Genomic DNA, 14,005 nt, shown 5'->3' on the forward strand with positions numbered 1-14,005 from the left:
CTTGGCACTGCATCCCCAAGGGGATCACCGGGCATCTTGGCTAAGCATTACCCCGTATCGAGGGCAGGCCGGGCCGCTGTCTTGCGCCCAATCTATGGGGAGAAAGGGTGAAGATAGGGTTAGTCTTGTTGCCCGCAGCCCTTGTCGGCAAGCCGCTTGGGGGCCCAGGTCCCAATTCGGGACGGCCCATTTCGCAAAGGTTAAACGGCGTTTGGGACGTCTGGTCCCAAACGCCCGTTTCCAAGCGTTCGGCACCGGCCCGAAATTCGCCTCGTCGGCGAATTTCAGATCGAATGCTCAAATCAGGATTTCAGCCGCCGGGCCATGGCCAAGGAAGGCCGAGGGACTGGCGCTCGCGCCATAGGCCCCGGCACAGAACACCGCGACCAGATCGCCCTCCTGCCCGTCGGGCAACCCGGCCCGGTCGGCCAGACGGTCGAGCGGGGTACACAGGCACCCCACCACGCTCGCCGCTCCAGCCACCGGCGCGCCCATCTGCCCCGCCAGCGCCAGCGGATAGTTGCGGCGCACGACCGTCCCGAAATTGCCGCTGGCGGCCAGTTGGTGGTGCATGCCACCATCGACGACGAGGAAGACCTCGCCCCGGCTTTCCTTGCGCTCGACGATCCGCGTCAGGTAAACCCCGGCCTCGCCCACCAGATAGCGCCCGAGTTCGACCGCAAGGCGCGTCTCGCGCAAGACAGGCGGGCAATCGGCGAGCAGGTCGGCCAGCCCCGCCCCCACCATGGCCAGATCGAGCGGCGCATCACCGGGAAAATAGGGAATGCCAAAGCCCCCGCCCAGATTGAGCGCGGGCAGGCTCACCCCGGCCTCGCCCGCCAGACGCACGGCCAGATCGAGCGTGGCGGCCTGCGTGGCATGGACCGCCGCCGCATCGAGCGCCTGGCTCCCGGCAAAGATATGAAAACCCCGCCATTCCGCGCCGGATTGGGCAATCTGGCGCGCCAGCGGCGCAGCACGTTCCGCGTCCACGCCAAAGGGCCGCGCGCCCCCGCCCATCTTCATCCCCGATCCGCGCAAGTCGAAATCGGGATTGACGCGAATGGCCAGCCGGGGCCGCCGGTCGAGGCCTTGCGCGAGGGCGAGCGCGCGTTCAACCTCGCGCGCGGATTCGCAATGGAGCGTGACCCCGGCGGCAATCGCGGCCGACAGCTCCGCGTCGCGCTTGCCCGGCCCGGCAAACCCGGCGCGCACCGGGTCGATCCCCTGCGCCTGCAACAGCGCCAGTTCCCCGCCCGAGGCAATGTCGAACCCGTCGACGAGCCCTCCCATCAGCGCCACGAGCGGCCCGAACGGATTGGCCTTGACCGCATAGTGAAGCGCCACCCGCGCGGGCAGCGCCGCGCGCAAGGCCGCCACCCGCGCCCGCACGGCCTGGCTGTCATAGACGAACAGCGGCGTGCCATGGGCCTCGGCCAGATCGGCGGCCCGCTGTCCGGCGATGATCAGTTCGCCTTGCTGCGCAGCATAAGGCGCAGGGATGGGCCCCAAAGGCTTCACGATACGTCCCTTTCTTCATGAGCCGCGAGGGCCTGCGCGAGCCCCGCACGGTCCAGCTTGCCATTGGGCGAAAGCGGCATCGTCGCGCGCCAGTGGATCACGCGCGGCTGCATCGGGCCGGGAAGCTCGCGCGCCAGCGCCGCGCGCAGGGCCGCCTCGTCCGGCTCCCCCGCCGCCCGGCAGACCAGATGGATCGCCTGCCCCAAAGCCGGATCGGGCAGCCCGAGCGCGACCGCCTCGGCCACCAGCCCGGTCGCCAGCGCCGCGTCCTCGATCTCCTGCGGGCTGACCCGCAGGCCCGAAGTCTTGATCATCGCGTCGCGCCTCCCGACGAAATGGAGCAGCCCCGCGCCATCGCGCCGCACCCGGTCGCCCGACCACACGGCCCGCCCGCCCAGCATCGAAAAGGCAGGGGCCGGACGGAACCGCTCGGCCGTGCGCGCCTCGTCCTGCCAATAGCCCTGCGCGACGAGCGGGCCGGCGTGGACCAGCTCGCCCTCCTCGTCGACGGCCGCTTCCTCGCCCCGGTCGTTGACGACCATGACTTCGGCAAAGGGAATGGCCTTGCCGATGGAGGTGGGGTGCGCGTCGATCAGGGCCGGGTCGAGGAACGTCGAACGAAACGCCTCGGTCAGCCCATACATGGCGAAAACCTGCGCTTGCGGAGCCAGCGCGCGCAGGCCCCGGACCATCGCCGGGGTCAGCGCCCCGCCCGAATTGGTCAACCGCCGCAAGGGCGCGCGCGCCGCCTCGGGCCAGTCCTGTTCGAGCAATTGCACCCAGAGCGGCGGCACGCCCGCCAGCGTGGTGATCCCGTGCCGGGCCACCGCGCGCACGACATCGCGCGGCAAAAGGTAATCGAGTGGCACCACGCTGGCCCCGGCGTACCACGCGCCGAGCAACTGGTTCTGCCCATAATCGAAGGCCAGCGGCAGGACCGCGAGCACGCGATCATCTGGCGCCAGCCCCAGATAGTGCGCCACGCTCACCGCGCCCAGCCACAGGTTCGCCTGACTGAGCATGACCCCCTTGGGCTTGCCGGTCGAACCGCTGGTGTAGAGGATCGCGGCCAGATCATCCCCGCCCACCTGCGAGGGAGGCATTGGAGAGGGAGGCAGGGGATCAAACCCGTCGAGCAGGCCCGCCACCACCGCCTCGTCATGGCACGCCGCCGCGCCCCGGTCGCCCGGTTCGAGGCTGTCGAGCCGCCCGGCATTGGCGATCAGCAGCCCCGCCCCGCTGTCGGACAGGATATGGGCCACCTGCCCGCGCCGCAGCACGGGATTGATCGGCACATGGACCAGCCCGGCGCGCACGGCAGCCAGCGGCATCAGGCAGGCGATCAGCCCCTTGCCCAGCCAGCTTGCCACCCGGCCACCCGCGCCCAATCCCGGTTGCCCGCGCATTTCGGCAGCCAGCCAAGCGGCCAGTTGCCCGACACGCCGATTTAACCCTTCATGGGTTAGCACCCCGTCCCTGAGCACCAGCGCCACCGCTTCGCGCTTGCCGCACAAGGCAAGATGGTCCAGCGGTCTGACGGTCGGAGAAAGGCAAGCGGTCACAGGGATTCCCGGGCCATCGGCCAAAGCAAGAGGATGGGGCACCGGATCGGTGACGTTGCGGGTCTATCATGCCGAACCTGAAGAAGCGCAAGCCCATCCGCGCCTTGGCGCCCTGATGCGGCGCGGCCAGGCGGCAGGGCCGTTCGACCGGCTCGACTGGCTCACCCTGCTCGCCCGCGAATGCCTTACGCCCGCCCGCCCGTTTCTCGCGGTCGCCGAAGAGGACGGGGCGATCCTCGCCCTGCCCCTGCTGCAAGGCCCCCACGGCCTTTCGGCCTGTGCCAACTGGTACAGTTTCTGGGCCCGCCCGCTCACCAATGCGCCCGACCGCGCGCCCGCGCTGATCGCCGCGCTGGCCAGAACCCTTGATGCCCCCCTCGATTTCGCCCCGCTCCCCACGCGCGAGGCGGGCTGGATGGCGCAGGGCCTGCGCGCGGCGGGCTGGCTGGCCATGGTCGAACCGGCCCACATGAACCGCCATCTCGCGCTCGAAGGCCGCGACTTTGCCACATGGTGGGCGACAAGGCCCGGCGCCCTGCGCGCCACTGTCCGCCGCAAGAGCAGGCAAGGCCAGGTCGCCTGCCGCATCACGACCACGTTCGACGAGGCCGACTGGGCCGCGTTCGAGGCAATCTACGCGGCCAGCTGGAAACCACAGGAAGCCTCCCCCGCTTTCCTGCGCGCCTTTGCGCAAGGCGAAAGCGCGGCGGGCGCGCTGCGGCTGGGCCTTGCCACGATCGAGGGCGAACCCGTCGCCGCGCAAGTCTGGAGCGTGGAGGCGCAAACCGCCTTCATCCACAAGCTGGCCCACCGCCCGCAGGCCAGCCGCGCATCGCCCGGAACCCTGCTCACCGCCGCGCTGATGCGCCATGTGATCGACATCGACCGCGTGGCCCACGTCGATTTCGGCACGGGCGATGATCCCTACAAGGCCGACTGGATGGACGATGTGCGCCCGCGCTGGCGCCTGCGCGCGCACAATCCCCGCGCCCTGATCCGCGCGCCCCTGCGCCATTGGCGCGACTGGCCCGATCTGGCACGCGGCCTTGCACGGCTCGCCACTGGCCGCACCCGGCTTGCCCCGCCCCCCGGTGATGATTAAGGGGCCGTTCAAATGCCTGATACAGTCCCCCCTGCCTCCATTCCGGCAATCGAATCCGCGCTGCGCGACCTTCTGGCCCAGGTTCTGGGGCTTTCGGCAGAGCGCGTGGGTGCCTTCACCCCCGACACCGCGCTGTTCGGCGCCCTGCCCGAACTCGATTCGATGGCCGTCGCCGGGCTCTTCACCGCGCTCGAAGATCGCTTCGCCTTCATTCTGGAGGACGACGAGATCGACGGCGATCTGGTGGAAAGCTTCGGCAGCCTGACCGCCTTCGTCACCCGCAAGCTGGGCGTCACGCAGGACCATGCCTGAAGGCCCCGCCTCCGTCCGCTGGCCCTGTCCGGGGGCCGCGACGGAGGGGGAATGGGCCCTGAGCAGCGCCGATCCGGCCCACCGGCGCCACAAAAGCACGCCCTGTGTGCTGATCGTGCCCCCGCTGTTCGACGAGATGAACCGCACGCGGCACATGCTGGCAGGCGTCATGCGCCTGCTGGCACAGGCGGGGATCGACAGCGTGCTGCCCGATCTGCCCGGCTGCGGCGAAAGCGTGCAGGACTTTTCCGCGCAGAGCCTCAACGCCTGGCGCGCGGCGATGGAAGCCGCTGCCCGGCACTTTGCCGCCAGCCATGTCCTGACCTTGCGCGGGGGCGCGCTGGTCGCCCCGCCCGCGCTGCCGGGCTGGGAACTCGAACCGTGCAGCGGCCATGCCCTGCTGCGCACGATGCTGCGCGCCCACACTTTTGCCCAGCGCGCCACCGGACGCCGCGTGGACAGCGCGGCCCTGCTCGAACAGGGGCGCGAAACCGGCCTAGAGCTTGCCGGCTATCGCTGTGGCGCGGCGCTGATCGCCGGGCTTTGCGGGGCGGAACCGGCGGGCGAAGGGCGCCGCGTGCTCAGCCTGTCCGATCTGGGCCAGAGCGCGCCCTGGCTGCGCGCCGAACCGGCGCCGGCCCCGGCGCTGGCGCAAGCTCTCGTCGCCACGATCCGCGCCGATCTCGCGCGCGAGGATGCGGCATGAACCGGATGGTCGTGCCCTTCGTGTGCGAGGACAGCGTGCTGTTCGGCACGCTCGACCTTGGCGCGGCGAGCGGGGCAACCGGCCTGCTGATCGTCTCGGGCGGGGGCGAAATCCGCGCGGGAAGCTGGGGCGGACAGGCCCGGCTGGCCACGCGTCTGGCCAACGAGGGCATCCCGGTGTTCCGCTTCGACCGGCGCGGGGTGGGCGAAAGCTGCGGGACCAATCCCGGCTTCCGCGCGCTCGGGCCCGACATCGCCGCCGCGCTCACCGCGTTTCGCGCCGCCGCCCCCCATGTAAAACGCATCGTCGCCTTCGGCAATTGCGACGGGGCGAGCGCACTGATGCTCCACGCCGCCGCCATCGGCGGGATCGACGCGCTCGTGCTGGGCAATCCCTGGACGCTTGAAGAGGCCGGGGAAGATGCTGGCGAAGAAGATGGCCCGCAGGCCGGAACGCCCGCCCATTCCGCCGCCTCCCTGCGCCGCCATTACTTGCGGCGCCTGACCGATCCGCGCCAGTGGCTGCGGCTCGCGCGCGGGGCGGTCGATCTCAAGGGTCTGGCGCTGGGCTTGCGCATGGCCGCCCGGCCCCAGCCGCCTTCGGCGCTGGCCGCCCGCCTCGCGGCAGGCCTTGCCGCCTTCGAGGCGACTTGCGGGGGCGATGCGCTGGTCCTGCTGGCCGAGGGCGACCGCACGGCCCAGCTTTTCCGCGCGCATTGGCCCAAGGGCGACACGCGCATTCTCGGCCACGCCAGCGCCAGCCACAGCTTTGCCGACGAAGCCGCACGCGAATGGCTGTTCGCGCGGCTGCTGCTGGCCTGCGCCTGAAAACTTGCGGATGAGCCCCGGATCAAGTCCGGAGCCCTCCGCCACTCCGTGATCCTCAGGCGTCAGCCAGTTGCTGCGCGGCAAAGTCCAGTTCGGCCAGAAACCGCTCGGCGTCGAGCGCGGCCATGCAGCCGGTGCCCGCTGCCGTCACGGCCTGACGGTAGGTGTGATCCATCACGTCACCACAGGCGAACACGCCGGGGATCGCCGTCTTGGGCGTGCCGGGCTGGACCACGAGATAGCCGCTCTCGTCGAGGTCGAGCTTGCCCGCAAACAGGCTGGTGGCCGGGGCATGGCCGATCGCCACGAAGGCGCCGTCGGTTTCGATATGGCTGCCCTCGCCCGTCACGGTGTCGACCAGTTCGACCGCCTTGAGGCCACCGGCCATCGGATCACCGACAAAGCTGGCGACGGCCTTGTTCCACAGCACGCTGACCTTGGGATGGGCCTTGAGGCGCTCCTGAAGGATGCGTTCGGCGCGCAAGGTGTCGCGGCGGTGGATCAGGGTGACGTGTTCGGCATGGTTGGTGAGGTAGAGCGCCTCTTCGACGGCGGTGTTGCCCCCGCCGATCACCACGACCTTCTTGCCGCGATAGAAGAACCCGTCGCAGGTCGCGCAGGCCGAAACGCCCTTGCCCGAAAGCAGTTGCTCGCCCGGAACGCCCAGCCACTTGGCCTGCGCGCCGGTCGCGATCACGAGGGTATCGGCTTCGTAGATGTCGCCGCTGTCACCCGTGGCGCGGAACGGCGGGCCATCGAGGGTGATGTCGGTGATCGTGTCCCAGATCATGCGCGTGCCGACATGTTCAGCCTGGGCCTGCATTTCCTGCATCAGCCACGGGCCCTGGATCACGTCGCGGAAACCGGGATAGTTTTCAACGTCGGTGGTGATCGTCAGCTGTCCGCCGGGCTGGAGGCCCTGGACCACGATCGGCTCCATACCGGCGCGCGCGCCATAGATCGCGGCGGTCAGGCCAGCCGGGCCGGAACCGATAATGAGCATGCGGGTCTTGTGCGTCGTCGCCATAGGGGGTCTCCTCCAGTGGCGGGCGAGATAGGGGCTGAACGGCCAAATTGCCAGCCCCAGCCTGCCAGAACCGGCCCAACAAACACGGCCCTACAGACACGACCGGGCAAATGGGCCGGAAGGATCAGCGCCCCGGAATGGCCTCCAGAGCGCGGCTGACGACGGTTGCCGCCGGGGTCGGCTTGGAAACCAGCACCCCGCCCAGCTTGCGCACCGATTCCTCCATGCGGTCCGGGTCGCCGGTGTGGAGCACATAGGGCACCCCGCGCGCCGCCAGAGCCCGCGCCACCGGTGCGCAGGTTTCGCCATGGGACAGGGACACATCGAGGATCGCCGCGACGATCTCCCCGCTTTCGGCAATGGCCAGCGCCTCGGCCAGCTCAAGCGCGGTGACCGGGACACAGCCCGCATCCTCGACCGCGAATTCCAGATCGAGCAGGATCAGCGGTTCGTCATCAAGGACCAGAATACGGCAGCCGGAATGGGAACAACATGAAACCTGATTGGATACGGCTTGCCCCATTTGCGACCCCTTGTCTGGTTCATGTCCCGTGTATTTCTCTACAAACGATTGAACCGGCCATCCTGACGGCAGCATGACGGGCCCACGAACTCTCAGGTCCGTTTGGCAGGAAAATGCACGGGGCTTTCGTCCGGTTCCCGTCAAACCGGGAATATTTTCGCTCCGGGCCAGCCCTTATCAGGAAAAACCACGCGCAAGGAAGCGCAAGGCACAGCCTGCCAGCAGGGCGCTGCCCATCGGCAGGGCCGTCTCGTCGACGACCATGCGCGGGGAATGGATGCCGCAGGCCTCGCGCCAGTTGGCCTCGCGATGGGCCACGCCCAGAAAGAACATCGCGCCGGGCACCTTTTCGAGGACATAGGCAAAATCCTCGGCCCCCATGATCGGGTGGTCGAGGCGCAGGAAGGCATCGGGCCCGGCCAGATCGCGGGCCACCGCCTCGCCCAGCGCCACCGCGCGCGCGTCGCACAGGGTGACCGGAAAGCCGGGGTTGATGGTTACGCTCGCGGTCATCCCGTGGGCGGCGGCGACATGGGTGGCGCAGGTTTCGAGGCACGCGCGCAGGCGCATCCGGTTTTCGCCCGAAAGCGTGCGCAAGGTGCCCACCAGCCGCGCGCGGTCGGCGATGACGTTGTGCGCCGTGCCCGCCTCGATCCGGGCGACCGTTGCCACCACCGGATCGGCCACGGAAAAGCGGCGCGTGACCATGGTCTGGATCGCGCCCACGATCTCGCAGGCCACCGGCACCGGATCGAGCGCGAAATGGGGCATCGAGGCATGGCCCCCGCGCCCTTCGACGACGATCTCGAACTGGTCGGCCGAGGCCATCAGCGCCCCGGTGCGTCCCTGCACCTGCCCGTGCGGGCTGTTGGGCATGACATGGAGCGCGAAGGCCGCCTGCGGCAGCGGATCGAGCAAGCCGTCCTCGATCATGAAGCGCGCGCCATGGTGCCCTTCCTCGCCCGGCTGGAACATGAAGCGGACCTCGCCCGCCCAGTCCCCGGCGCGCGCGGCCAGCAGGCGCGCGGCCCCGGCCAGCATCGCCACATGGGTATCGTGGCCACAGGCATGCATCGTGCCCGCCCTGGCCGAGGCAAACGGCAGCCCGGTCTCCTCGCTCATCGGCAGGGCATCGGTATCGCCGCGCAAGAGAACAGCGGGGCCATCTCCCTTCTCGCCCTTCAGAACGGCGACCAGACCGGTCGTCGAAGGCCCCTCGCGCCATTCGAGCGGCAGGCCCGCCAGATCGGCCCGGATCTTGTCGCGCGTGGCCGGGTTGTGGAGGCCCAGTTCAGGCTCGGCATGGATGGCCCGGCGCAAGGCCACGATCTGCGGCGCCAGCGCATGGGCCTCGTCATAAAGCCCCGTCAGCGCCGCACCCCGTTCGTCCCGTCCCTTCACGCCTGCTTCATCCATGCCCTGATTTCCCTGTTTTCAGGCGCACGACAATAAGCCTGCCCGCGTCCGCCTGTCGAGCCACCGCTCAGCGCGCGGTAATCGGCGCCTTTTCGTTGGCGACGATGGCCAGCGTGCGCGTCCAGGCCGCGACGTTCTGTTCGAGGCGCGCCGGGTCGATCTTGTCGAGCGTGTCGTCGGGCGTGTGGTGCAGGTCGAAATAGTGCATCCCGTCCTGCGCAAGGTCGACCACCGGCAGATGCTGTGCCTTGATGATGGGCCCCACATCGGTCCCCCCTTCGACTTCGCCCTCCTGCGACACGATACCCAGCGGGTTGAGCGCGGCGACCAGTTGCCCCTTCACCGCATCGGAAGCGGGCGCGAAATTGGTGACGACCTTCCACACCCGGTCGGCGCCAAAGTCGCTTTCCATCGCCAGTGCATGGGCCTCCTTGCCATGGCGCTGGGCATAGGCCGCACCACCAAAACCGCCCAGTTCCTCCGACCCGGCATAGAGCACGCGGATCGTGCGCAAGGGCTTGCCCTGCGCCTGAACCCGCAGGGCGGCTGCCGTCACGATCGCGCAGCCGACCCCATCGTCGATGGCTCCGGTGCCCTGGTCCCAGCTGTCGAGGTGGCAGGCCACCAGCACCATCGGCAGGCTCGGGTCACGGCCCGGCAGATCGGCCACGACATTGCCCGAAGGCGCGCCATCAACCGTCTGCCCGGTGAGCGTGAGGTGCAGCGTCAGCGCGCTGCCCCCCGCGACGAGCCGCGCGATCTGATCCGCATCGGGGTTTGCCAGCGCGCCCGCCGGGATCGGGGTCATCCCCTGGGGCCACGAGGTCACCCCGGTGTGCGGGTTGCGATGATGGTCGGTGCCGACCGAGCGGATCACCACGGCCAGCGCCCCCTTCGAGGCGGCAAGGCCCGGCCCCTTGCGCCGCACACTGCCATAAGGGCCATAGCCCGAGCCATCCTGCGTGGGGGCCATGGCATGGTCGATGAAGGCGATCTTTCCGGCCAGCGAGCCCGCCGGGGCCGCTTCGAGCGCGGCGAGCGTGGGGAAATAGGCCAGCGGCGCGGTGATCCCCGCCTCGTCCGTGGCGCCCGAATAGCCCAGCGCGACGACCGCCAGCGGCTGGGCCGCCGTGCCCACCAGTTCAGCCCGGTCGGTCCCCCGGCGATAGGCGCGGATGGTGAAAGGCTCGATGGCAACATGGGCAAAGCCGAGCGTCCTGAGCCGCTGTGCCGCCCAGTCGCGTGCGCGGGCCTCGGCCGGGGAACCGGCCAGACGCGGGCCGACTTGCGTGGTCAGGTCGGAAACCAGCGGCCAGGCCACATCCGCCGTTCCCGCACCGGCATCCGCCCACACGGGAGCCCCGGCCAGCAACAGGGCACCGGCAGCCAGCAAAACACCGGGACGGGCAACAGAACGGAAAGGCGCAAAAGCGGGCATCGGGCAATCCATCACGAAGGACAAGGGAAGCTGCATTCTTGCGCCCGCGCCCGGCAAGTCAACCACTTGACCGGCACCTGGCCGGACAAAACACGCGTCGCCAGCATGTTTTCCGCCGTATCGCATCGCCCCGCCCCATCGTCCCGCCCGCCCCTTTGCACGGCGCGAGCCTTGCCCTGCCCCCTTGCGCCCTGTAGAGCGCGGACCAATTTCATCTCCGATCAACGCCACAGTCTCGCGCAAGGACCCTTCGATGGCCGCCCAATACGCCTACGTCATGAAGAACATGACGAAAACCTTCCCCGGCGCGCAAAAGCCGGTGCTCAACAACATCAACCTGCAATTCTACCAGGGCGCCAAGATCGGCATCGTGGGCCCCAACGGCGCGGGCAAGTCCACGCTCATGAAGATCATGGGCGGGATCGACAAGGACTTCACCGGCGAAGCCTGGCCGGGCGAAAACATCACCGTCGGCTACCTGCCGCAGGAACCCCAGCTCGACCCGACCAAGACCGTTCTGGAGAACGTCAAGGACGGCGCGCGCGAAGTGGCCGACCTCGTCGACCGCTTCAACGAAATCTCCAACATCATGGCCGATCCGCCAGAAGACGTGGATTTCGATGCGCTGATGGAGGAAATGGGCGATCTTCAGGGCAAGATCGACGCGGTCGACGGCTGGACGCTCGACAACCAGCTCGAAATCGCGATGGAAGCGCTGCGCTGCCCGCCCGGCGACTGGTCGGTGGAAAGCCTCTCGGGCGGTGAAAAGCGCCGTATCGCGCTCACCCGCCTGCTGATCCAGAAGCCCTCGATCCTGCTGCTCGACGAACCGACCAACCACCTCGACGCCGAAAGCGTCGAATGGCTGGAAAACCACCTCAAGGAATATGCCGGCGCGGTGCTGATGATCACCCACGACCGCTACTTCCTCGACAACGTGGTGGGCTGGATCCTCGAACTCGACCGCGGAAAGTACTTCCCCTACGAAGGCAACTACTCGACCTATCTGGAAAAGAAGGCCAAGCGCCTCGAACAGGAAGACCGCGAGGCGACCGGCCGCCAGAAGGCGATCAACGACGAACTCGAATGGATCCGTGCGGGCACCAAGGGCCGCCAGACCAAGTCGAAGTCGCGTATCAAGAAGTTCGAGGAACTCGTCGCTTCTCAGGAAAACCGCTCGCCCGGCAAGGCCCAGATCGTCATCCAGGTGCCCGAGCGTCTGGGCGGCAAGGTCATCGAAGCCAAGAACATCTCGAAGGCCTATGGCGACAAGCTTCTGTTCGAAAACCTCTCGTTCATGCTGCCGCCGGGCGGCATCGTGGGCGTCATCGGTCCCAACGGCGCGGGCAAGTCGACCCTGTTCAAGCTGATCACCGGTCAGGAAAAGCCCGACACCGGCGAGATCGACATCGGCTCGACCGTGCGCCTTGGCTATGTCGACCAGAGCCGCGACCACCTCGACCCCAAGAAGAACGTCTGGGAAGAAATCTCCGACGGGCTCGACTACATGAAGGTCAACGGCTTCGACACCTCGACCCGTGCCTATGTCGGCGCGTTCAACTTCAAGGGTCAGGACCAGCAGAAGAACGTCGGCAAGCTCTCGGGCGGTGAACGCAACCGCGTCCACATGGCCAAGATGCTCAAGCAGGGCGGCAACGTGCTGCTGCTCGACGAACCGACCAACGACCTCGACGTCGAAACGCTGGCCGCTCTCGAAGAAGCCATCGAAAACTTCGCGGGCTGCGCCGTGGTCATCAGCCACGACCGCTTCTTCCTCGATCGTCTCGCCACGCACATCCTCGCTTTCGAGGGCAACAGCCACGTCGAATGGTTCGAAGGCAACTTTGCGGCCTACGAAGAAGACAAGCGCCGCCGTCTGGGCGATGCGGCCGACCGTCCGACGCGTCTGGCCTACAAGAAGCTCACGCGCTGAGGCCCATAACCGGCCTCTCGCAAGCCATCAGCCCCCCTTTCGCCCGTGCGGAAGGGGGGTTTTTTGTGGTTCGCAAAGCTGAACGAAAGGCCATGCGAACCATTCAGCGATGCGACAGCGCGTCTCGTCTAGAAACAGTTCAAGCGATGGGGACACAAACTGCCATTGCCGGACGTTTGACGACAGATATCGCAAGGGAGACGGCCATGGCCGCCAGCATCAAGTGGAAATCGAACATCGGCGCGGCTCTGGCCGCAGCCCTTCTGGCAGGCTCCGTCCCGGCCACGGTCTTTGCCCAGGAACGCGGCGGCGATCACCATGGTGGTGAAAACCGGGGTGGTGAAAACCGTGGCGGCGAAAACCGTGGCGGATGGCAACAGGGCGGTGGCCAAGGCGGTGGCTGGCAGCGCGGTGGCGGCCAGTGGAATGGTGGCCAGTGGAATGGTGGCCAGATGCAGGCCCGCCCCGCTCCGGCGCCCGTTCCGCAGGCGCAGCCGCAACAGGTTCAGCCCCGTCCGGTCCAGCCCCAGCAGCAATGGCCGCGCATGCCCCAGCAAGGTGGCGATCGTCAGCCGGGGTGGAACGACAACCGCGGCGGCGACCGCCAGCCGGGCTGGAACGGCAACCGCGATGGCGACCGTCAACCGGGCTGGAACAACAACCGTGACGGCAATCGCCAGCCGGGCTGGAACAACAACCGCGATGGCTTTCGCCAGCCGGGCTGGAACGACAACCGCGGCGGGTATCGCCAGAACTGGGATGGTCGCCAGAGTTGGAACGGCCGCCAGAGTTGGAATGGTAATCGCGAGAGCTATCGTGGCCCCTGGCGGAACGACTGGCGCCGGGACAACCGCTATGACTGGCGCGGCTATCGCAACGATCACCGCGATCTGTTCCGGGGCCCGCGCTATTTCTCGCCGTTCCCCAACTATCGCTACAGCCGCCTGAGCATCGGCGTCTATCTGGGCGCGCCGTTCTATGCCCAGCAGTTCTGGATCGCCGATCCGTGGGCCTATCGCCTGCCGCCGGCCTACCCGCCCTACCATTGGGTCCGCTATTACGACGACGTGATGCTGATCGATACCTACACCGGCGAAGTCGCCGACGTGATCTACGACTTCTTCTGGTAGGCCGCTCGCCAGCACGGGCATCGTCCGGTGGCAGGCATTCGCCCTGTCACCGGATTTCCCCGCCCGGATTTCCCCGCCTCAGCTTCCCCCGCCGATCGCCCCCAGGATATTGTGCATCATCGCCAGCCCGTCCTGCGTCAGGCGGACATAGCGACGGCGGCCATCGGCGCTGTCGGCCACGCGATAGAGCATCCCCTCGCTTTCAAGCCGGGCGATCCAGCGCAGGATCGTCGTCGAAGGGACACTCGCCTCGATGCACACGCTCGAAACCTGAAGATCGTCCCCGCGACAGTGGGCGATGAACAGGTCGAGCAGAATGTCCCAGGCCGGTTCGCCGAACAGCCCCTTGAGCGGGGCAGCCCCGTCGCGCCGGCGGCGCAGCGCATAGAGCGAACTGGCGATACGAAAATCATCGGCTTCGGCATCGACCGGACCGCCTCCGGACGAAGCCCCGCTCACGGACGATCCCGGCTTGCCGGCCGGCACAGCCTCCGCAGCGGAGTTGGCC

The 14,005-nt window shown here is 68.1% G+C and carries 13 protein-coding genes; 6 read left to right on the plus strand and 7 right to left on the minus strand.

The genetic code is table 11. The features are described from left to right. Window positions 1-297: 297 nt before the first annotated feature. Window positions 298-1,521 (minus strand): pyridoxal-dependent decarboxylase, exosortase A system-associated, encoded by a 1,224-nt coding sequence (locus SBI20_RS06060; protein WP_317974210.1) that lies wholly within the window; start codon window positions 1,519-1,521, stop codon window positions 298-300. Beyond that, window positions 1,518-3,083 (minus strand): acyl-CoA ligase (AMP-forming), exosortase A system-associated, encoded by a 1,566-nt coding sequence (locus SBI20_RS06065; RefSeq protein WP_317974211.1) that lies wholly within the window; start codon window positions 3,081-3,083, stop codon window positions 1,518-1,520. The genes SBI20_RS06060 and SBI20_RS06065 overlap by 4 nt, the downstream gene beginning before the upstream one ends. Window positions 3,084-3,138: 55 nt before the next feature. Between SBI20_RS06065 and SBI20_RS06070 the strand changes: the two genes are divergently transcribed. The 4 genes from SBI20_RS06070 (at window position 3,139) to SBI20_RS06085 (ending at window position 6,030) form a co-directional block, all read left to right on the plus strand. Continuing rightward, on the plus strand, window positions 3,139-4,185 hold the full coding sequence (locus SBI20_RS06070) for a GNAT family N-acetyltransferase (RefSeq protein WP_411911498.1): 1,047 nt from the start codon (window positions 3,139-3,141) through the stop codon (window positions 4,183-4,185). Window positions 4,186-4,197: 12 nt separating this feature from the next. Beyond that, window positions 4,198-4,497: an acyl carrier protein gene (locus SBI20_RS06075; protein WP_317974213.1), complete on the plus strand. Its 300-nt coding sequence runs from the start codon at window positions 4,198-4,200 to the stop codon at window positions 4,495-4,497. Between the two features lie 106 nt (window positions 4,498-4,603). Further along, window positions 4,604-5,203: an alpha/beta hydrolase family protein gene (locus SBI20_RS06080; RefSeq protein WP_317974214.1), complete on the plus strand. Its 600-nt coding sequence runs from the start codon at window positions 4,604-4,606 to the stop codon at window positions 5,201-5,203. Then, entirely contained in the window at window positions 5,200-6,030 is an 831-nt protein-coding gene (locus SBI20_RS06085) for a hydrolase 1, exosortase A system-associated (RefSeq protein ID WP_317974215.1), read from the plus strand. The genes SBI20_RS06080 and SBI20_RS06085 overlap by 4 nt, the downstream gene beginning before the upstream one ends. A gap of 55 nt (window positions 6,031-6,085) precedes the next feature. On the opposite strand, the gene trxB is transcribed toward SBI20_RS06085, so the two are convergent. From trxB to SBI20_RS06105, 4 genes are all read right to left on the minus strand, one after another. Further along, window positions 6,086-7,057, minus strand: coding sequence for a thioredoxin-disulfide reductase (trxB, locus tag SBI20_RS06090; protein WP_317974216.1), 972 nt, complete (start codon window positions 7,055-7,057; stop codon window positions 6,086-6,088). 124 nt (window positions 7,058-7,181) lie between these two features. Then, the gene (locus SBI20_RS06095; RefSeq protein WP_317974217.1) at window positions 7,182-7,580 is read right to left on the minus strand and encodes a response regulator; all 399 of its coding nucleotides are present in this window, start codon (window positions 7,578-7,580) and stop codon (window positions 7,182-7,184) included. Between the two features lie 177 nt (window positions 7,581-7,757). Then, window positions 7,758-8,996 carry a M20 metallopeptidase family protein gene (locus SBI20_RS06100; RefSeq protein ID WP_317974218.1) on the minus strand — a complete coding sequence of 413 codons (1,239 nt, stop codon included), beginning with the start codon at window positions 8,994-8,996 and terminating at the stop codon, window positions 7,758-7,760. 67 nt (window positions 8,997-9,063) lie between these two features. Next, window positions 9,064-10,434, minus strand: coding sequence for a M28 family peptidase (locus SBI20_RS06105; RefSeq protein ID WP_317974219.1), 1,371 nt, complete (start codon window positions 10,432-10,434; stop codon window positions 9,064-9,066). Window positions 10,435-10,687: 253 nt separating this feature from the next. Between SBI20_RS06105 and ettA the strand changes: the two genes are divergently transcribed. Next, on the plus strand, window positions 10,688-12,367 hold the full coding sequence (ettA, locus tag SBI20_RS06110) for an energy-dependent translational throttle protein EttA (protein WP_317974220.1): 1,680 nt from the start codon (window positions 10,688-10,690) through the stop codon (window positions 12,365-12,367). A 206-nt stretch (window positions 12,368-12,573) separates the two neighbouring features. Beyond that, the gene (locus tag SBI20_RS06115) at window positions 12,574-13,497 is read left to right on the plus strand and encodes an RcnB family protein (RefSeq protein ID WP_317974221.1); all 924 of its coding nucleotides are present in this window, start codon (window positions 12,574-12,576) and stop codon (window positions 13,495-13,497) included. Between the two features lie 78 nt (window positions 13,498-13,575). Here SBI20_RS06115 and SBI20_RS06120 read toward each other — a convergent pair whose 3' ends face one another. Then, window positions 13,576-13,956, minus strand: coding sequence for a helix-turn-helix domain-containing protein (locus tag SBI20_RS06120; protein ID WP_317974222.1), 381 nt, complete (start codon window positions 13,954-13,956; stop codon window positions 13,576-13,578). Between the last annotated feature and the right edge of the window lie 49 nt (window positions 13,957-14,005).

The sequence above is a fragment of the Novosphingobium sp. IK01 genome (assembly GCF_033242265.1).
In the GTDB taxonomy this organism is placed as follows: domain Bacteria; phylum Pseudomonadota; class Alphaproteobacteria; order Sphingomonadales; family Sphingomonadaceae; genus Novosphingobium; species Novosphingobium pituita.